A 21,388-nucleotide genomic window follows, 5' to 3' on the forward strand; every position below is an offset into this window, starting at 1 on the left:
ATGATTAGAGGTTAAATGGTATTATACATGTTCTGATTGTGACAAAACGTTGTCATGCTCTTTTCATCTTACATTTAATAAATTGTTAAGGCTGTTAGAATTGTTAAAGTTGTTAATATTGTTAATATGTTAGTTGTTAGAATGTTATAAGTTTTATCACATTAGCTATCAATCTAACAATCTAATGACCTAATGACCTAATGACCTATTAAGGCAAATTTTGTCCTGCTCGTTTCATTGTTGAGGATAGATGAATAAAATCAGAATATAAAAAAGACAGAGTTATGGTTAGAGATCATTTAAGAAAGGACATTTTTATTGCCGATCCGGCAGTTCATGTTTTCAACGGGAAACTATATATTTACCCGTCTCACGACTTTGATGCCGGAGTTCCCGAGGATGATCTGGGGTCGCATTTTGCTATGGAAGATTATCACATTTTTTCTATGGACAATATCGACAGTGAAGCCAGGGACCACGGGGTGGCACTTCATGTAAAAGACATTCCCTGGGCAGGTCGTCAGTTGTGGGACTGCGATGCCGCCTACAAAAACGGAAAGTATTATCTTTACTTTCCATTGAAAGACAAAACCGATATTTTCAGAATCGGAGTGGCAATCAGCGACAAACCGGAAGGTCCTTTTGTCCCGGAGCCGTTCCCGATTTATGGCAGCTACTCCATCGATCCGTGTGTTTTTGAAGATGAAGACGGCAGGCATTATATGTATTTTGGCGGAATATGGGGCGGCCAGCTTCAGCGTTACCGGAATAATAAGGCGATTGAGTGCGGCAGGCAACCGGCCGATGATGAGCCTGCCTTATGTGCCAAAGTGACGGTGATGAGCGATGATATGCTTCAGTTTGGTGAGGAGCCAAAAGATGTTATTATCCTCGACGAAAATGGGGAACCATTGAAGGCAGGCGACAATGAACGTCGCTTTTTTGAAGCGTCATGGATGCATAAGTATAATGGGAAATACTACTTTTCTTACTCAACAGGTGATACCCATAAACTGTGCTATGCCATTGGGGATAATCCTTACGGGCCATTTACTTACAAAGGCGTGATCCTTAATCCCGTAAAAGGATGGACGACTCATCATTCCATTGTACAGTTTAAAGGGAAATGGTATTTGTTTTTCCACGATGTCGAGATTTCGGGGAAAACTCATCTGAGAAGCATCAGGTTTGCCGATCTCAATTACAAAGAGGATGGTACCATTGAAACAATAACCGTTAATTATAAATGATTGCACACATCGGGAAAGTTTTAATGTCTGTCTTTTTTGCCTTTTAATGAAGATATAGAAATTTTCTGCAACATTGGCAAAAAGAGACTTTGAGAAGCAGACTTTATAAAAATTACAAAAGTGGAATTAGCCGGATTTTCCCCGTCTGATTCCACTTTTATTTTTTTCTGAATGCCGGAGATGTCTGAATAGTGGTCGTCTATAAACTCGCAAAAAAGACTCGCGTTACCAGATTTTTTTACTTATTAGACAACTTCGGGATTCATTAAATTTTTTCCGGTGAAGTTTGAATATAAATACCGTTAACCCTTGAGAATATGATAATCCTCAGCGAAATCTGTGAGAATATTCATGCCCGGGTACAGCAAAACTAAGCCCGTACTTCTTCTGTTTCAATGTCTCCTCCCTGTCCATAAGCCGGACAATCCTGAGCAGATTTACAAGATGAAAAGGTCAGGGCTATTAATAACAATGCTGAGGCGAAAAATGCTACTTTCTTCATGATTGAAAAATTTTTGAAATAAATGTAAAAGGTTTCTCGATAATCACAAAATTTTTTGTTTTCAACTTTCCAGTAAACGATAAACGGCCTTTATTGGTTACGAATTTTTTTTGTTTTCTTGATAAGATGATTGTTTTTTCTGGCAAGAGTGTTGTTCCCGCTGGCCGAAATAAAAATTTCCCCAAATCGTCAATATGTATTAACTTTGAATTTTATTGATGTGCATTGTTCTTGTTGCCGGGTTGTTTATCTCTTTTTTGGGTGGAAATGATCCGGCAGTCCATGTGCATTCTTGGAATTGTTTTCCTGAATATTACGATGTATTTGAAAAAATATTTTAGCCGAACTAAAAAAATATCGTTATGAATATTAGAAATCTGCAAGGCTCTATTGTGGCCATTGTTACTCCGTTTAAAGATACCGGTGAAATTGACCTTGAAACTTTTGATGAATTGATTGAGTTTCATATAGGCAACGGAACGGATGGTATTGTTGTATGTGGAACGACCGGTGAAACGCCAACTTTGAGTGATGCAGAAGATGCTCAGATGATTGAACGGTGCGTGAAGAAGGTTAACGGAAGGGTACCTGTTATAGCCGGGACAGGGAGTAATTCTACTTCCGATTGTATAAAATACAGTAAAAAGGCCGTAGAACTTGGAGCCGACGCTTTACTGATTGTTTCTCCATATTACAATAAACCTTCTCGTCGTGGTATCTACAAGCATTTTTCGCAGGTAGCCAAAAACGTGGATGCCCCGATTATACTCTATAATGTCCCGGGTCGAACAGGCAGCGTTATTGAGCCCGGAACGGCAATAGAATTGGCCTGTAACCATAAAAATATTATCGGCATTAAAGAAGCCGGTGGTGATATGAATGTTTTTGCCGAGCTGTTAGCCAATCGTCCCGAAGGTTTCAAAGTTTACAGTGGTGACGATTTTCTTTCTTTTCCGGCCAACTGTATGGGAGCCGACGGATGTATTTCTGTAGTGGCAAATCTTATTCCTGCCGATTTTCATAAGATGATGAAAACTTCTATTGATGGTGATTTAAAAACCGCAAGGAGTTTGTTTTTTAAGTATCGCATACTGATGCAGCTGATGTTCCTCGAGTCTAATCCTTTACCCGTAAAAACAGCATTGGCGCTTATGGGAAAAGTAAGCGAAGTGTTCCGGGCACCCCTTTGTGAAATGGAAGATGAAAACAGGGAACAACTGAAAATTGAACTGAAAAAATTGAAGCTTCTTTAACCTGTTTTATTTATTTCGTACAAAATTAGTCTAAGTTGTTGGTCTAATTGAATTTATATGCGGTAATTTATACATATTTCCGTTGTGGTAAACTTTTCTATTTCCGTTTTGGTAGTCTAAAACTATTATTTTCAGGTATGTACAATTTACCCCTGCATTTGTTGTCTGAAAATCTAATGATCTGTTGAAACAAATTATGGACAGACAGGAAGTCGGACATGTTGAAAAGTGCGGCTTCTAACTTCTGCCTTCTGCCTGTCGGCTGCGTTCAGCTAAATGTTTCCCACTTCCTGAGTCAAAGACCACTGGAAGTGGATTTTCTGTTGTGTTTATTTCTGTAAAATGTAATATTTTTTTAATATTTGAGTGCGGTATTAAAGCATATTTTTGTCAAAATCAAGGCGGTTTAAATTTTTTGTGCCGGAGTTAATTCGTTGTTAATGACGATGCAAATATTTGAAGCAACAATAAAGTTGGCAACAAAGATGCCTTTTAGACCGGGCTCATATTTGTATGGTATTTTAGAATTCAACATATCGTTAGATTTTTAGATATTTTGTACACTTTTGGAGTACTGCATTCTGGTAGCTGAAAATTTTTCAACTATAAATAATTGATATGCAAGTTATTACAAAAAATTAATGTAGTGTTGAAAGTATTCCAACGATGATATTGTCTAAAAGAGACTTTTAGGAGTGGAGTCAATATTGTTAAAATATATTTGGAAACGCTATCGGGAACAAACGGTTTTTCAGCTGGCAACTTACTTCTGTAAAAAAATGTGTAAGTGTTTCATCCTATATAATTATTTATTAAGGTCGGATGGAACTCACATGCAAGGACTTATACATGTTTTGTTGTGGAAAACTTTGCCATGCTCGTTTCATTATTTAAAGATTTAAATCTAATGCTATGTTAAAAAAGAGTATTCTTTTATTGTTCTTTTTTAATGTCTGTTGGTATTCTTCACCCCTGGACCTGTGACTATGCTGTGGCAGACTGGGGAGCTATCGATATTTACAGAATTGAATCGGATGCGTTGTTGCTTCAGGTTACAAGGTCTGCGGAGCTTTCCGGTGAAGATGAAATGCCAATGACTTATATTTATGTTCCTGCTCAATAAACTTTTCCGGATATTCAGAACCCGGTTTTCCCCGGGTTCTTTTTTACGATATTTACATCTGTCCAAACCAAATTGAAATTTATTAACGGAGAAAATAAATTTGAGCATTCAATATCTGAAAATCTAATGTTCCGTTGTATAGAAACGAGTCCGGATTACTCGGGCCTCGTTTCATACGATCTTAAAAAATGAAATTTATACAGTGGAACGAGCATGACAAAGATTGCCTTTATAGATTATCAGATTTTTAGATATAAGATTTAAGATGAAACTCTTACATTCGAGTTCCATCCGACCTTAAAAATAAATTTTATACTGATGAAACAACTTATCTTTTTTATCTCTTTATTGTTCGCCTCTTCTTTTTTGGTTACAGCCTGTGACGATTCGGACAATAATGTTGATACTGAACGAGCTGAGGATATCACCCTTGAGGTGCAGCCGGTTTCTTTGAATTTTGCTGCAGAGGGTGGCGAACAAACTATTTCTGTCAGCAGTAACTCCAACTGGACAATTTCATTTTCCTCTGATTCCTGGGTAAAGCCGGATATTTCCGCATCAAAAGGGAATGTTGATGTAAAAATTGTGGCTGAAGCCAGTGATGTGGAAGAAGAAAGGACTGTTGTGCTCACAATTTCTGCTGGTAAGGATGATAACAGAAAAGATATTGAGGTAACCGTCACTCAGGCTGCCCGGATTCCTTTTGATGAACCTGAAAACGGAAATGAAAACGGGGATGAACCTGCCGAATATATTGAACCCGATGCCAGTGGTATGAGAGATATTACCGCGGTTGAATTTTCACAACTAATGACCGTTGGCTGGAATCTGGGGAATTCGCTCGAAGCCATTAATGTTGTCGATGGCGTTTACAGCGGTGGTGAAACATCCTGGGGAAATCCCGTTGTTACGCAACAATTGATTGATTCCGTTGCCGAAGCCGGGTTTAACACCATTCGTATTCCTGTTTCCTGGTCACATAAAATTGTGGATGAAACGAATTACAAAATTTCCGATTCGTGGCTTCAACGTGTCGGGGAAGTGGTCAACTATGCGCTTGATAACGATATGTTTGTAATCATTAATATTCACTGGGACGGCGGATGGATGAACCACCCCTTCTATGACAATCAGGACGAAATTAACAACAAACTTAAGGCGTTGTGGAAGCAAATAGCCATTTATTTCCGCGATTATGACGACCGGTTGTTGTTTGCAGGTTCCAATGAGGTACATGTGGAGGGCAATTACGGCGATCCTTCCACGGAAAATGTGGAAGTTCAGAATTCTTTTAACCAGACTTTTGTCAACACGGTTCGTGCTACCGGTGGCCGCAATGTATACCGCTATCTGGTAGTTCAGGCATACAATACCAATATCAGCTACGCCGTCAATTACATGGTAATGCCGAGTGATGAAGCGACCAACCGGTTGCTTGCTGAAGTCCATTTCTACGACCCTTACGATTTTACGCTGCAAACCGATGGCAATTATAAGACTCAATGGGGCGAACCCTTTTCAGGGGGCGACGTGTCTTCTTGGGGACAAGAAGACTGGGTGGATGAAGCATTCGGAATGATGAAGACAAATTTTGTGGATGAAGGATATGGCGTAATTCTGGGCGAATATGGCGCTGTGCTCAGATCCGGTTTAACCGGCGACGAACTTACTCAGCACATTGAAGCCCGTAAATATTATCTGGAATATGTGACATCTGCTGCCATTGAAAACTATATTGTACCGATTTACTGGGACAACGGTTATGCCGGCAACAACGGTTTTGCTTTGTTTGATCGACAATCGGGCGAAGTTGTTGATCCAGTTGCACTTGAGGCGATTTTGAGTGGAGCAGGGATTTCAAATTAGTTGCTGTATTACATGTTTTTCTCAGGAAAACGGAATTCCGGCTTCATCATTAGACGGCAAGGGTAAGTGGTCAATTAATTAAGGATACTATCATATTTTGAACAAATTGAATGTGTTTGTTTAACACTAATTTTTAAACTTTGTAGAAAACGAAGATTAAAAGCAGTCTTTATTGATGAGTGTAGTATAAAAAGCCTTTTGACCCCTAAATCCCCTAAAGGGGACTTTTTCAAACTGCTGATTTTTAGCAGTTCCCCTTTAGGGGGCAGGGTAAAAATGGTAAAAATCAGCAGTTTGAAGGCTTTTTATACTGCTCTCTTTAATAAATTTTTAGATTTAAGATGGTAAGATGTAAGATAAAACGGGCCTGACAAGACATACCACAACAAGAATATGTATAAAGCCTTACATGCGGGTTCCATCAGACCAATAACTTAGACTAATTTTATACGATAGAATGTTATGAAGAAACTATTATTTGTTGTTGTTATTGCCATTCTTGGATTTGGCTGTAATTCACGAAACTGGAACGTGGATGAAAAGGGACTTACGGTTTTTCCCGAAGAAGCTTCCGAAGAATCGGTAAAGGCCATACGGCTTGTTCCTTACGGGGAGGAAATTATAAAAGTATCGGCCTCTGCCTCTGAGCGTTTCAGTGATAAAGAAAGTCTGGTGGCTTTGCCGCCCGGCCATCCGGTGGATTTTGAGGTAACAAATGAAGGAAATGATTTGGTTCTTTCTACCGGAAAAATTTCTGCCAAAGTTTCACAAACGACCGGTGAGATTCGCTTCTTCGATACCGATGGAAATCTTATTCTTCGCGAGAAAGAGAATGGAGGGAAGACCATTACTCCGATGCAAGTGGATAGTGTAAAAGGTTATGAAGTCCGGCAGGTCTGGGAATCGCACGAAGATGAAGGATTGTACGGTCTTGGTCAGCATCAGGCTCACGATTTTAATTACAGAGGAAAAAATGAAGAACTTTTTCAGTACAACACAAAAGTTTCTGTTCCCGTAATTGTTTCTACAAGGAATTACGGAATTCTCTGGGACAATTATTCTCTGACCCGATTTGGCGATCCCCGTCCTTACAGTCAGATCAATAAGTTTAAACTTTTTAATGCAGACGGAGAAGAAGGCGGTCTTACAGCAACATATATCGACAATATTGAAACCGGAAATGTTTACACAGTACGTCTGGAAAATGCTATAGATTATGAAAACCTGACCACCATCAAAAATTTCCCCGAAGGCTTTAACTTCAATAATGCCCGCATTACATGGGAAGGTGAGTTGCAACCACAGGAAAGTGGTATCTTTCGTTTTCTGATGTATTATGCCGGCTATACTAAAATCTGGATTGACGGTAAGTTGCTGGCCGATCGCTGGCGTACGGCCTGGAACCCTTCGGTTGCCAAATTTCAGGTAGATATGGAAGCGGGAAAGAAATACCATCTGAAGCTCGAATGGATGCCCGACGGTGGTGAATCCTATATTGGACTGAAGGTTCATACGCCACGTCCTCCGGAAGAGCAAAACCGTATCTCTTTTTGGTCCGAAATGGGCGATCAAATCGATTATTTTTTCATGGCCGGAAACTCCATGGATGATGTAATCGGCAACTATCGCAAGCTTACAGGCAAAGCACAGGTAATGCCCAAATGGGCCATGGGATTTTGGCAAAGCCGCGAACGTTACAAAACACAGGATGAGTTGCTTAGTGTATTGAAAGAGTTCCGTGAACGCAAAATCCCAATCGATAATATTGTTCAGGACTGGTCGTACTGGCCCGTGGATAAATGGGGAAGCCATGAGTTTGATAAAAAGCGTTTCCCCGATCCGAAAGGTATGGTCGATAAGGTTCATGCGAACAATGCTCATATTATGATTTCTGTTTGGCCCAAATTCTATAAGGATACAGAACATTTTAAGGAATTTGACAAGAAAGGGTGGATGTATCGCCAGGCTATTGAAGACAGCATTCGCGACTGGATATATCCCGGTTACATTGGTTCTTTCTATGATGCGTATTCTCCCGGTGCCCGTCAGCTTTTCTGGGGACAGATCAAAGAACATTTGCATACTAAAGGTTTTGATGCCTGGTGGCTGGATGCTACCGAGCCTGATATTCTATCCAATGCCAGCATGGAATATCGTAAAGAGTTGATGAATCCCACTCACCTGGGGCCTGCAACTAAATATTTTAATGCGTATGCTCTGATGAATGCTAAAGGGATATACGAAGGTCAGCGTTCTCTTGAAAATAACGAACGCGTATTTATCCTGACCCGTTCCGCATTCGCGGGTATGCAGCGTTTTGGCACCGCTACCTGGAGTGGTGACATTGGCACTGTTTGGGAAGACCTGAAGGCACAAATACCGGCCGGCATTAACTTTTCAATGAGTGGACTGCCCTACTGGACTATGGATATCGGTGGTTTCTGCGTTGAGAAACGTTACCAGAATATGAAAGAAGGCACTGAGGATATGAAAGAGTGGCGGGAACTGAATACCCGTTGGTATCAGTTTGGCGCTTTTTCGCCATTGTTCAGGGTACACGGACAATTTCCCTACCGCGAACTCTGGAATATTGCTCCCCGGGGACATAAGGCTTATGAGACTATGCTTTATTACAACAAGCTTCGCTATTGCCTCATGCCATATATTTACAGCCTTACCGGTGCCGTTTATCACGACGATTATACCATAATGCGTGGTTTGGTGATGGACTATACCAATGACCAGAAAGTATATGATATTGACGATCAGTATATGTTCGGATCCGGGCTCATGGTCTGTCCCGTGTATAAATATAAGGCCCGTGAGCGGGAGGTTTACTTCCCTGAAAATGAAGGCTGGTATAATTTCTATACCGGAGAATTTACCGGAGGCGGACAATCAAAAGTAGTGGATGCGCCTTATGAGCGTATGCCGTTGTTTGTTCCTGCAGGTGCTATTATTCCCGCCGGGCCGGAAATTGAATATACCACGCAGAAACAGCCGGAACTAATTACTTTATATGTTTATACCGGAGCCGATGGAGAATTTAAACTATACGAAGATGAGGGCTCAAATTATAACTATGAAAAGGGTCAATTTGCTACCATTCCTTTTACATACAACGAGAGTGACCAAACTCTTACTATAGGGAAACTTGAAGGATCGTTCGACGGAATGCTGAACAAACGCCGCTTTAAAGTCGTGTTTGTTTCTTCAGAGCATCCCGTTGGATTTGATCCTGAACATGCTGAGGGACAAATGGTGGAGTATTCCGGAGAAGCAATTGAAGTTGCTTTTGATGAACACTGAAGTTAAGGCTAAGGCTAAGGTTGAGGTTGAGGTTGAGATTGAGGTTGCTTAACCTTAACCTTAGCCTCAACCTCAATCTTAGCCTTAGCCTGATCTCACTATAGATTCAATAATATAACCATCTAAAAATGAAAACAACTCCCTTGATAGGGAAGGGAATCTATTGTTGCTGCCGACAATGGCAGCAAAACATGCCACACATCGTAATGTCTAAACATCTAAAAATTATTAGTGCTTTCTTAAAAGCATCTTGCATTTTTTTCATAATCTCTCTGGTTGGGTGCCAGTCGGCACATCAGCGTTTTGAAAATCCCTGTCAGGGCTTTGTCAGCTGGAAACCTGCGCCTGCCTGGGATGAAGCTTTGCTCAGCGGAAATGGTACGATGGGGGCCATGGTCTTTGGCAATCCACATGAAGAAACAGTCATTGTTAATCATGCTTTGCACTATTTGCCAAACTGGATACCTCAGCAGCCCATAGATCAGGCATCAAGACTCAAAGAAATCCGTTCGCTCCTTTCTGAGGGTAAATACAGAGAAGCCGCCCGTGTACCACAGGAACAAAGCATGATTGAAGGGTACGGCGAAAAGAAATGGATTGACCCCTTTGTACCTTTTTGTAATATCATTATATCGATGCCTCCCGGAGATGTCGAAAATTATGTTCGGATGGTTGATTTTAGTACCGGAGAAGCCAAAACAGAGTGGGAACAAAATGGCCGGTTAATGCAGCGCAGCTTGTTTGTTTCCAGGCCTGACAGCGTCATCGTTTTGCGAATTTCCGGAAGCGATAAGGTAAGTGCATCGCTGGCGCTCAGTAGACATCCGGTGTCCTGGGACCAGTGGGATATGATTAACGGGGCCTTCAGGAATGTGCGGACTTCAGCTCGTGAAGGTTTCCTAATCTATACTACGGAGTTTCGACGTAAATGGAATGGCATTCCTGATGGTTTTGAGGCAGTTGCCAGAGTGATACCAACGGGTGGTGAAGTGAAATATGAAGGAGACCGGATGATTGTCGCCGATGCCGATGAAATACTATTCCTGATGCGTGTTGTTCCCAATTACAATTATGAACAGAAGGGGGTTAATGAATTGAAAAATGATCTGATAAGTCTCCCGGCCGATTACGGGGAACTCTTGTTCAATCATAAAAAGGTTCATGGAGATTTGTTCAATCGGGTGAAGCTGGACATTGAGGAGAATGATGAAGCCGATATGCAGTCGGAAACTCTTGTATTGCAGGCACGTCGAAAAACATCATCATCTATCATTGAAAAACAGTTCGATGCTGCCAGATACAACATTATTTCTTCAACCGGTACCAATCCCCCAAATTTGCAGGGAATATGGAGCGGAACCTGGACGCCACCCTGGTCGTCCGGCTTTACACACGATGGTAATGTGGAAGTGGCTGTCTCTTCCTTGCTTCCTTCCAACACGCCTGAGCTCATGAAGGCTTATATGGAATATCACGAGCGTATGATGCCCTGTTATCGTGACAATGCCCGCCGGTTATTCGGTTGTCGCGGAATTGCGCTTCCCGCACATTCGAGTACGCATGGCTGGAACATTCATTTCGATGAAGAGTGGTGCCTGACCTTTTGGACTGGCGGGGCAGGCTGGGCATCCGGTATTCTTTACGATTATTTTCTTTATACAGGTGATGAGGCGTATCTGAAGCATCATATTTACCCGTTCATGAAAGAGAGTGCTTTGTTCTACGAAGATTTTCTGTTTCCGGATGATAATGGGAAATATGTTTTCTCACCATCTTATTCGCCTGAAAACACTCCGGCCAACAGCAATGCTCAGGCAGTAGTGAATGCTACGATGGATGTCATGATTGCTAAAGAGCTGCTGCGTAACTGCATAGAAGCGGGGAAAATTATTGGGGAAGAAGAAACACAGATTGCCAAATGGGAAATGATGTTAACCCGCATGCCTGAGTATCGCATTAATGAAGACGGAGCTTTGGCTGAGTGGTTGCCCGAAAACCTGAAGGACAACTACCAACACCGGCATGTTTCGCATTTGTATGCGCTGTACGAAATCATCGCGCCGGAGTTTAAAAACAATCCTGAGTTGATGACTGCTGCCCGCGAAGCGGTTGAGCGTCGCATGGTTTACCGCCGGCATGAAAACGGAGGCGAGATGGCTTTTGGTCTGGCTCAGATGGGAATGATTGCTGCCAACTTAGGAGACTCAGAAATTGCCGGCGAGATTATCAACTGGATTTCGCGGTATTATTTTACACCTTCACTGGGGACTTATCACAATTCGGGTCATCTCTTCAATATGGATATAAGCGGTGGCTTTCCGGCGGTGGTGATGCGCACGTTGGCATACTCCGAACCGGGGTTTATAAAACTTTTGCCTGCTTTGCCCCATGATTGGAAGAAGGGGAGTATTGAAGGTATGGCATTGCGCGGACAAATAATTATGGATAATTTGTCTTGGGATGATGATAGAATTGAAGTTAAACTGACTTCTGCCATTGATCAGGAGATCATTCTGGAAACCCCTGGTTCTTTCCAAAATGTGGAGTCATCTATTAATGAGGCTATAGACAATAAAAAGCCGGAAGAAGGGGTGGCAAAGGTTGTGTTAAACAAAGAAAAGCCGGTTTCTTTAAGTATCAGATTATAAAAATTCATAATGTCAGAATAATGAGGATGTTTAGCAGAAAACTATTTCTTTCAATCGTTTTTGGGTTGATCTCATTTTCGGTTTTGTCTCAGACTGCCATGATCAATGTTGATGGACGTGATGCTGTTTCTTTCAACGGGTAATGGCACGCTCTTATCGATCCTGTTAATACCGGCGAATGGAGGGAAGTCTGGAAAAAGCCAGACCCTAAAAAAAGACTGATTTTTATGAGTATGCCTTTGAAGGCGATCCTATGTTAGATGTCCCTGGAGACTTTAATTTCCAAATGCCTTAGCTCACCTATATGGAGGGAACCGTATGGTATAAACCGCACTTTTAGATGCCAACCAGACGAAAATGAGCGGGTATTTGTCCATTTTGGAGCTGCCAACTATATTAGTTTGATTAGGCGCTTAGCACATAAAACTAACCAACATGTTGTTTAAGTTGACTAAATCCCGCACAGTGGCTTTTTTTCAGGCTTGTCCTGAAAAAACGTAGTAACTTTCTCATAATAAAGCTTTGCGTCATTGCGTCTCTGCGTTTATATTTTTTAACAGACTTTTATGTTATGAAAAAACATTCAGCAAAATTTTATGCATTGGTTTTATTAATGACCATTCCCGGGGTAATAACTGCTTCGCCGCGCCAACGAATATTAATGGATTTCGACTGGAAGTTTGCCTTTGGTCATCCGCACGATGTGGATCGCGATTTTGGCGTAGGAACGAGTTATTTTACATATCTGGCCAAAACCGGCTATGGCGATGGTGCAGCATCAGCCGATTTTGACGATCGAACCTGGCGAACATTGGATTTGCCGCACGACTGGGCTGCTGAAACGGGCTTTTCCGGTGAGGCCAGCCACAGTCATGGTTATAAAAAGGTCGGTCCGGGTTTTCCCGACACAAGTGTGGGATGGTATCGCAAAACTTTTACCATCCCGGCAGATGATTTGGGAAAACGAATTTTTCTTCAGTTCGACGGAGTGTTTCGTGATTCCAAAGTATGGGTAAATGGCTTTTATTGTGGTAATGAGCCCGGCGGGTACAGTAGTTTCGGCTACGATGTTACCGAATATCTTAATTATGGAGAGGAAAATGTTGTGGCCGTCCGTGTTGACGCATCCATGGAGGAAGGATGGTTTTACGAGGGGGCCGGAATTTATCGTCACGTTTGGATGTTGAAAACCAATCCGCTTCATATCCCGCAGCACGGGACTTTTGTAACTTCAGACGTTGGCGATGAAGAAGCTGTTGTGACGGCAAGGGTAAAGGTTCACAATAAAGACCTGCAACCGGCATCTTTTATCATCGAAAACAAAGTTGTAGATGCCAATGGCAATGAGGTGGCCCAAGGAGAATCTGAGCCTTTTAAATTGCTGTCCATGAAGCAAAACGAATATACTTTTGAGTACATCATTGATAATCCGCGTCTCTGGGATATTGAAGATCCCCACCTTTATCGTTTAATAACCACCATCCGAAGTGACGATGCTGTCGTGGATGAATATGAGACTAATTTTGGGATACGTTCCATTCGTTGGGATGCCGATAAAGGATTTTTCCTGAATGGAAGGCATGTGAAGCTCAAAGGGACCAACAATCACCAGAATCATGCCGGTGTGGGAACAGCCATTCCTGATAAATTGCATGAATGGCGCCTGAAAAAACTTAAAGAAATGGGCAACAATACTTACCGTATGGCGCACTATCCGCCTTCTCCTGCATTGATGGACGCCTGCGACCGGATGGGGATGCTCGTTATCGATGAAAACCGGTTGATGGGAACTACTGATGACATCAGGGAGGAACTGCAAAAACTGATTGTCAGGGATCGCAACCATCCATCGGTAATACTTTGGTCGATAGGTAATGAGGAATGGGCCATCGAAGGTAATATTAAGGGAATCAGGATTGCCAAAAATCTTCAGGCTTATACTAAATCTCTGGATACAACACGTCCGGTGAGTGTGGCTGTAAGTGGTGACTGGACTCACGGGATAGCCACGGTGATTGAAGTGATGGGCTATAATTATCTGCGACACGGCAGCACCGATAAGCATCATGCCGATTATCCGTGGCAGCCTTCACTGGGGACTGAACAGGGATCAACCAATACCACACGGGGCATCTATGTTGACGATCAGGAAAAACAATATCTGAAAGCTTATGATGTACCAACACCTTCGGGATTTATGAGCATTCAGCAGGGGTGGAAACACTATGCCGTTCGCGATTATCTGGCCGGTATGTGTATCTGGACAGGATTTGATTACCGGGGTGAACCAACACCGTTCTCTTATCCGTCGGTGCTTTCTTATTTTGGAATGTACGACTTGTGTGGATTACCAAAGGATAATGTATGGTATCTTAAGTCGTGGTGGAGCAATGAACCGGTTCTTCACATTCTGCCCCACTGGAACTGGGAGGGGCGCGAAGGTGAAGAAATCGATGTCTGGGTGTACAGTAATTATGACGAGGTTGAGTTGTTCCGGAATGGAGAGAGCTTTGGCCGTCAGAAAATGGAGCGCAACGGACATCTGGAATGGAAAGTCCCTTACGAGGCAGGTACTGTAAAAGCTGTTGCTTATGAAGATGGTGAGGAAGTTGCTACTCAGGTTGTGGAAACGACAGGAGAAGCAAAAAAGGTAAATTTGGTTTCCGATCATGAAGCGATAAAATGTGACCGTCAGGATGTGGCAGTAGTAACGGTACAGGTTACTGACAGCAAAGGCAGGGTGGTGCCTGATGCTAACCGCAATGTGATTTTTGATATTGAAGGTCCGGGCAGAATTATTGGCGTTGGTAATGGCGATCCTACATCGCATGAGCCTGACCGCTATATCGACACTTATAAAACCGTGACTTTTGTGGAATGGAAACAAATCCCGGCTTCCGAAACCAAAATTGAGGAAGTACTCAATCCTGATTTTGATGTGCGAGGATTAAAAGATGCTCTGGATAATGATGGTCTTGAGCCTGGAACGAAGGCTGTAAAAACGGTATTTATCGGGGAGTTTAATCTTGAAGAAGAAGATATGACTGGAAAGATCAACTGGATGTTCCGGAGTATTGGAGCGGATCAGTCGTTGTATGTCAACGGACACCCGGTAGCTGATGATATCACCGGTTATGAGAAGGTTTATTCATTGAGTGCTGATTATCTCCGTGCCGGTGTCAACAGAGTTGTTGTCATTGCTACGCCTTACGTAAAAGAATATGCGTGGTCGGTTGTCAATACCGAGCCGGGTAAACTTCAGGTTATTGTTCCTTCGATCCCCTGGCAGCGCAAAACATTCAACGGATTGGCGCAGGTGCTCGTCCAATCAACCGGCAAAGAGGGGAAAATTATACTTACTGCCAAATCCGACGGTTTGAAAGCCGCAGAGCTTAAAATCAGGAGCGGCGGACTCTATTCCGGCGATTAAATCGCGGATCGGCTCCGGTTTTCTTTACGGACCAAAGCGGCAGAGCCGGGCGGCCGCTTTGGAATAAAAAATTTGCCACTCTGAGCGGGGATCGGCATCCACCGCTCCTATAAATTTTCAGAAAAAATAACAGTTTATAAAAACACAACATCACCAACTAAATTTGGCATTTCCAATTCGTCAGCTTGCTTTGGCCGCTTGTCTAAAGGAATTGGTCTTATCTGGTCTCATTTTCCTGGTTTTGACTCCTGTCAGGGCCCAAATGCAGAATATGAACCTTCGCAACGAACCGGTGGATATCAGCGATGACTTGCTGGTACGCGATGGTGCTGCCATACCCCATATTAAACTGGCACAATCCACCATGCAGATGGACTGGTCGGAACTGGAACTGAAAGTCTTTGCTTCAGATTCTGAAAAGGCGGAGGAAATGATTTGCCTGCCTTCGGACAACAAATTGGAAAATTTGGAATTATATCATAATGGCACTACTTTCGGGTTGAAGGAGAATCCACTGAAAGGAAAATCCGAGTTGAAAGTGTCGTGGCTCAATAATAAAAGAGTGCAGTATAAAAAGCATATTTTTGTCAAAATCAAGGCGTTTTGAATTTTTGCACCGGAGTTAACTTGTTGTTAATGAGGAGGCAAAAATTTAAAACAACAACGAGTTTGGCAACAAAGATGCTTTTTAGACTGGGCTCATTTATAAATTGCTGATTTTATATCTAATCATCTAATATGTTGCATTTTATTACAGGCGGACAACGCTCCGGGAAAAGCAGTTATGCACAGAAGCTGGCCCTTCAAAAATCAGCCAATCCGGTATATCTGGCCACAGCTCGAATTTGCGATGAAGATTTCAGACAGCGGGTAGAACGACATCGGAGTGACAGGGGCCCTGAGTGGACTAATATTGAAGAATCGGTGAATATATCCAACGCCAGTGTAAACGGACGGGTAGTTGTACTCGATTGCATCACGCTTTGGCTGACCAATATTTTTTTTGATAATAAGGAACAAATGGTAGATGAGATTTTAACCACGGCCAAAACAGAGTTTGATAAGATGATGGAAAAAGAAGCCACCTTCATTGTGATTTCGAATGAGATTGGTTTGGGAGGACATGCGGATAACGAAGTCGCCCGTCGTTTTACTGATCTTCAGGGCTGGATGAATCAGTACATTGCATCAAGGGCGGATGAAGCGATACTGATGGTTGCCGGGTTACCTGTTAAGTTGAAGTAGAAAATGAATAAGTGGCCGGTAAGTGGCATTACAGTTTTATTAAAGAAGCGCCGGATGATGCAGGTGTGAGCGTTCTGTTTTTTAGACCGGGTCATGTTATCTGATAATCTAACGAACTATTGTTATAGACATCAACTAATAAAACCAATTAATATGCATAAAAAATCAAATGATTTACAGCAACTTCTTCGGAAAACATCTGCCCGGAAAATCAGATTGAAGGCGTGTATCTTTCACGGTTATCCGGCTCTGTATCTTTTCATGGTTTTTATCCTTGCAGGATTAAATGCCTCAGCTCAGGAATCATATCCGTTTCAAAATCCGGAACTTGATTCTGAAGCCCGTATTGATGACCTTCTTTCAAGAATGACCCTTGATGAGAAAGTATCAGCGTTAAGTACCGATCCGTCTGTTCCGCGTCTTGGCGTGAAAGGCGCACCGCACATCGAAGGCTATCATGGTGTGGCTATGGGAGGACCTGCCAACTGGGCCCCAAAAGGTGATGAAGCGGTGCCAACTACAACTTTTCCCCAGGCCTATGGGATGGGGGCCACCTGGAATCCTGAACTAATCCGTCTGGCCGGAGAGATAGAGAGTATTGAAGCACGTTATATCTTTCAAAATCCTGAAATCGCCAAAGGTGGACTGGTAGTTCGTGCACCCAACGCCGATTTGGGGCGTGACCCCAGATGGGGGCGGACAGAAGAGTGTTTTGGAGAAGACCCCTTTCTGGTTGGAACATCGGCGACTGCATTTACTAAAGGACTTCAGGGAGATGACGATCAGTACTGGCGAACAGCTTCTCTTCTGAAACATTTCCTGGCCAACAGTAATGAAAATGGCCGCGAAAGCTCATCATCCGATTTTGATATGCAGTTGTATCACGAATATTACGGTGCCTCTTTCCGGCGGGCTTTTATTGAAGGCGGTTCGAATGCTTATATGGCAGCTTACAATGCCATAAACGGAGTGCCGGCTCATGTTCATGATATGCATAAGGAAATTACTGAGAGGATGTGGGGGGTCGATGGCATAAAATGTACCGACGGTGGTGGCTACCAGCTATTGGTCTATGGGCATAAATATTATGATGATCTTTATCTGGCTGCCGAAGGAGTCATCAAAGCCGGACTAAACCAGTTCCTTGACAATTATCGTGAAGGTGTGTATGGGGCTCTGGCCCATGGTTATATTACCGAAGCAGATATTGATGAGGTTCTTAGGGGCGTATATCGTGTTATGATAAAACTCGGGCAGCTTGATCCACAGGAAAAAGTACCTTACTCTGCAATAGGAAGGGATGGAAAGCCTGCACCGTGGACAACTCAAAAGCACAAAGATGCTGCCCTTAGGATGGCTCGGGAATCCATTGTTTTGTTAAAAAACAACAACAAAACATTACCACTTAATGCTGATAAGTTGAATAAGGTGGCAGTTATCGGCTATCTTGCCGATACTGTTTTGCTCGACTGGTATAGTGGGCTGCCTCCCTACAGGATAACTCCTCTTGAAGGCATCCGGGAAAAGCTGGGAAATGATTCAAAAGTGCTTTATGCTCCTGACAATGATTACAATGCAGCTGTTGAAGCAGCTTCAGAAGCTGACGTGGCTATTGTGATTCTGGGCAATTATCCAACCTGCAACAGTGAAATATGGGCCGATTGTCCCGATCCGGGCATGGGACGGGAGGCGATTGATCGCAAGACATTGCGTCTGACCGATGAATATTTGGTGAAATTGGTGATGGAAGCCAATCCTAATACTATTTTTGTATTGCAGAGTAGTTTTCCTTATGCCATCAACTGGTCGCAACAAAATGTTCCGGCCATACTTCATCTTACTCATAACGGACAGGAAACAGGTTCTGCCCTGGCTGATGTCTTATTTGGAGACTACAATCCCGGAGGAAAGCTTACCCAGACCTGGCCAAAGTCCGAAGATCAGCTCCCCGATATGATGGAATACGATATCCGGAAAGGTCATACCTATATGTATTTTGAGGACAAACCGTTGTATCCTTTTGGTCACGGACTAAGTTATACTACTTTTGCATGGGAGGATATTTCGATCAATAAACCGGTCGTTTCAGCCGATGACGAGGAAGTGATCATCACAGTTAAACTGAAAAACACGGGCGATGTCAAAGGTGACGAAGTTGTGCAGCTTTATGCATCTTTTCCTGAATCGACCGTTCGCCGGCCGGCAAAAGCTCTGAAAGGTTTTAAAAGGGTAACCCTTGAACCTGGTGAGAAGAAAAAAATCGAGATTCCTATAAAATTACAAGATATTGCTTACCGGGATATCAATAAAGAGCGTTTCGTGGTTGAACCCGGAACAATAAAGATAATGGCCGGAGCTTCTTCGGACAATATTCAATTGACTGATGAGTTTGTGATTCAGTAGATTGAAATTTTGACGATGGATGGGGCAGCTGGATTGGGCTGCCCCATTTTTTCAGAAATTACTGTTAATTTTGGACAAATGAGTGAAGTATAAAAAGCATATTTTTGCCAAAATCAAGGTGTTTTAAATTTTGTACCAGAGTTAACTTGTTGTTAATGAGGATGCAAAAATTTAAAACAACAACGAGTTTGGCAACAAAGATGCTTTTTAGACCGGGCTCACAAATGTTAAATAACATAAATAAAACTCAGCGATATGAAGAAATTATTTGCCGGCTTTTTGATGATGATACTCCTCTTATCTTCATCGGTCTATGGAAAAGGAAATGAAGTGCTAAGGGTTACTTCACCCGATGGAAGTCTTGAAATAACTGTTGCTGTAACGGACGAGATTAATTGGAGCTTGTCAATGAATGGTAAATTGTTGGCTGGCCCTTCAAAAATTGCATTGACGTTGGACGAATTTGGCGTTTTGGGAAGCGATCCGGTTCTGAGAAATTCGTTTACCGCTTCAAAAAATGAAGTTCTTGAGACTTCCATTTACAAAAAATCTGAGATTGAAAACAGCTATAACGAACTTAATTTGATTTTTAAAGGAAGCTATGGCCTTATTTTTCGGGCATACAATGATGGTATTGCCTATCGGTTTGTAACTTCCATAAAAGATGATATTATCATCAAGGGCGAGAAAAGTTCGTTTGTTTTTCCCAATGCCAAAGAAGCTTATGTTCCCTATGTCCGTGAGCCTGTCGGTCGCTACCAGGTTTCCTTTGAAAGCATTTATGAGGTTTTGCCGCTTTCCGAAGTTAAACCCGATTCACTTATTATTACTCCTTTGCTTGTAAAAAATAACGATGGTTCATCATTGGTGATTTCTGAGGCTGACCTTGAAGATTATCCCGGGATGTTTTTGGTAGTAAATGAAAATGCTACCGGCTTCGATGCTGAATTTGCCGGCTATCCTTTAGAAGAGAAGCAAGGCGGACACAATAATCTTCAGTCTTACGTAACCAAACGAGCTGATTATATTGCTAAAACGCATGGAAACCGTGCTTATCCCTGGCGAATGATAGCCGTTGGTAAAGACGATGCTGATTTGCTCAATAATGATTTGGTTTACAAACTGGCTTCGCCATCCCGGATAGAAGATACATCGTGGATTCAACCGGGTAAAGTGGCCTGGGACTGGTGGAACGACTGGAATATCTACAATGTGGATTTTCGTGCCGGCATTAATACTGAAACCTACAAATATTACATTGATTTTGCTGCCGAAAACGGAATTGAATATGTCATTCTTGACGAAGGTTGGTCTGAAAGCACAAATCTGTTGAATGTGATACCTGAAATTGATCTTCAGGAGATTATTGATCATGGCAGAGAAAAAGGTGTTGGCATAGTTCTCTGGGCCGGCTGGTTTCCTCTCGATCAGCAAATGGACAAGGTGCTTGATAAGTATTCTGAAATGGGTGTTAAGGGTTACAAAATAGATTTCATGAACCGCGATGATCAGAAAATGGTCAACTTTTATTACCGGGCAGCCCGGGCAGCAGCAAAACATGAACAGTTTGTCCTGTTTCACGGGGCCTATAAACCAACAGGACTGCATCGCACCTATCCTAATGTGCTCACCTATGAAGGGGTATATGGTCTGGAGCAGGTGAAATGGACCGATTACCTCGAAATGCCCGAATATGATGTAACCATTCCTTTTATCCGTATGCTTGCCGGGCCGATGGATTACACGCCGGGCGCCATGAAAAATGCCAACCGCTTCAACTGGCGGGCTGTTTACAGTGATCCTATGAGCCAGGGAACGCGTTGCCATCAATTGGCGATGTATGTTGTCTACCATTCTCCGTTTTCTATGTTGTGCGATAATCCGACAGTCTACAAAAAAGAGTCTGAAAGTGTTGATTTTATTGCTTCTGTTCCTACTGTTTTTGATGAAACGGTACCCTTGGCTGGCGAAATTGGCGAATATGTTGCCGTTGCCCGACGCAAAGAAGATACATGGTATGTTGGCGCTATGACCGACTGGAACGGCCGGCAACTTGAACTCGACTTTTCATTCCTGGATGAGGGAAAATATAAAGCAACGGTTTTTGCCGACGGAATTAATGCCGACCGGGCGGCTGTTGATTATACTAAGGATGAAATTATAATCAACGGAGGCGACAAATTGAAAATTGAAATGAAGAGCGGAGGCGGATGGGCCGCTGTTATTGTACCGGTGAAATAAATGGTTGTTATTTTAAAGATATTGAGGATCGTCTTAACATTGTCGCGTTAAGACGGTCTTTTTTGTTAAATGAGTCCGGTCTAAAAAGCATCTTTGTTGCCGAACTCGTTGTTGTGTT

The 21,388-nt window shown here is 42.6% G+C and carries 12 protein-coding genes and 1 pseudogene; 12 read left to right on the forward strand and 1 reads right to left on the reverse strand.

Annotated elements, in window-relative coordinates; all coding sequences use genetic code 11:
• Positions 1-284: 284 nt before the first annotated feature.
• Entirely contained in the window at positions 285-1,250 is a 966-nt protein-coding gene (locus tag ATH1_RS0113105) for a glycoside hydrolase family 43 protein (protein WP_010422585.1), read from the forward strand.
• A 370-nt stretch (positions 1,251-1,620) separates the two neighbouring features.
• On the opposite strand, the gene ATH1_RS22475 is transcribed toward ATH1_RS0113105, so the two are convergent.
• On the reverse strand, positions 1,621-1,752 hold the full coding sequence (locus ATH1_RS22475; RefSeq protein WP_010422587.1) for a hypothetical protein: 132 nt from the start codon (positions 1,750-1,752) through the stop codon (positions 1,621-1,623).
• Positions 1,753-2,114: 362 nt separating this feature from the next.
• Between ATH1_RS22475 and dapA the strand changes: the two genes are divergently transcribed.
• The 11 genes and pseudogenes from dapA (at position 2,115) to ATH1_RS0113180 (ending at position 21,270) form a co-directional block, all read left to right on the forward strand.
• A complete protein-coding gene (gene dapA / locus ATH1_RS0113125; protein ID WP_010422593.1) occupies positions 2,115-3,005 on the forward strand; it encodes a 4-hydroxy-tetrahydrodipicolinate synthase in 891 nt (296 codons plus the stop codon).
• 949 nt (positions 3,006-3,954) lie between these two features.
• Positions 3,955-4,128: a hypothetical protein gene (locus ATH1_RS21480; RefSeq protein ID WP_010422598.1), complete on the forward strand. Its 174-nt coding sequence runs from the start codon at positions 3,955-3,957 to the stop codon at positions 4,126-4,128.
• A gap of 318 nt (positions 4,129-4,446) precedes the next feature.
• Positions 4,447-5,994 carry a cellulase family glycosylhydrolase gene (locus tag ATH1_RS0113140; protein ID WP_010422599.1) on the forward strand — a complete coding sequence of 516 codons (1,548 nt, stop codon included), beginning with the start codon at positions 4,447-4,449 and terminating at the stop codon, positions 5,992-5,994.
• A 129-nt stretch (positions 5,995-6,123) separates the two neighbouring features.
• A pseudogene (locus tag ATH1_RS22630) lies at positions 6,124-6,317 on the forward strand (hypothetical protein).
• 139 nt (positions 6,318-6,456) lie between these two features.
• The gene (locus ATH1_RS0113145) at positions 6,457-9,303 is read left to right on the forward strand and encodes a TIM-barrel domain-containing protein (RefSeq protein ID WP_010422600.1); all 2,847 of its coding nucleotides are present in this window, start codon (positions 6,457-6,459) and stop codon (positions 9,301-9,303) included.
• A 128-nt stretch (positions 9,304-9,431) separates the two neighbouring features.
• Positions 9,432-11,951 carry a glycosyl hydrolase family 95 catalytic domain-containing protein gene (locus tag ATH1_RS0113150; protein ID WP_245531796.1) on the forward strand — a complete coding sequence of 840 codons (2,520 nt, stop codon included), beginning with the start codon at positions 9,432-9,434 and terminating at the stop codon, positions 11,949-11,951.
• A 571-nt stretch (positions 11,952-12,522) separates the two neighbouring features.
• The gene (gene galA, locus ATH1_RS0113160) at positions 12,523-15,381 is read left to right on the forward strand and encodes a beta-galactosidase GalA (RefSeq protein ID WP_010422603.1); all 2,859 of its coding nucleotides are present in this window, start codon (positions 12,523-12,525) and stop codon (positions 15,379-15,381) included.
• A 163-nt stretch (positions 15,382-15,544) separates the two neighbouring features.
• A complete protein-coding gene (locus tag ATH1_RS21955) occupies positions 15,545-15,988 on the forward strand; it encodes a hypothetical protein (protein WP_010422604.1) in 444 nt (147 codons plus the stop codon).
• 131 nt (positions 15,989-16,119) lie between these two features.
• Positions 16,120-16,626 carry a bifunctional adenosylcobinamide kinase/adenosylcobinamide-phosphate guanylyltransferase gene (locus ATH1_RS0113170; RefSeq protein ID WP_010422605.1) on the forward strand — a complete coding sequence of 169 codons (507 nt, stop codon included), beginning with the start codon at positions 16,120-16,122 and terminating at the stop codon, positions 16,624-16,626.
• Positions 16,627-16,779: 153 nt separating this feature from the next.
• Entirely contained in the window at positions 16,780-19,029 is a 2,250-nt protein-coding gene (locus ATH1_RS0113175) for a glycoside hydrolase family 3 C-terminal domain-containing protein (RefSeq protein WP_010422606.1), read from the forward strand.
• Between the two features lie 255 nt (positions 19,030-19,284).
• Positions 19,285-21,270 carry a retaining alpha-galactosidase gene (locus ATH1_RS0113180; protein ID WP_010422607.1) on the forward strand — a complete coding sequence of 662 codons (1,986 nt, stop codon included), beginning with the start codon at positions 19,285-19,287 and terminating at the stop codon, positions 21,268-21,270.
• The last annotated feature ends 118 nt before the right edge of the window (positions 21,271-21,388 follow it).

Source organism: Anaerophaga thermohalophila DSM 12881, assembly GCF_000191885.1.
GTDB classification, from domain to species: Bacteria; Bacteroidota; Bacteroidia; order Bacteroidales; family Marinilabiliaceae; genus Anaerophaga; species Anaerophaga thermohalophila.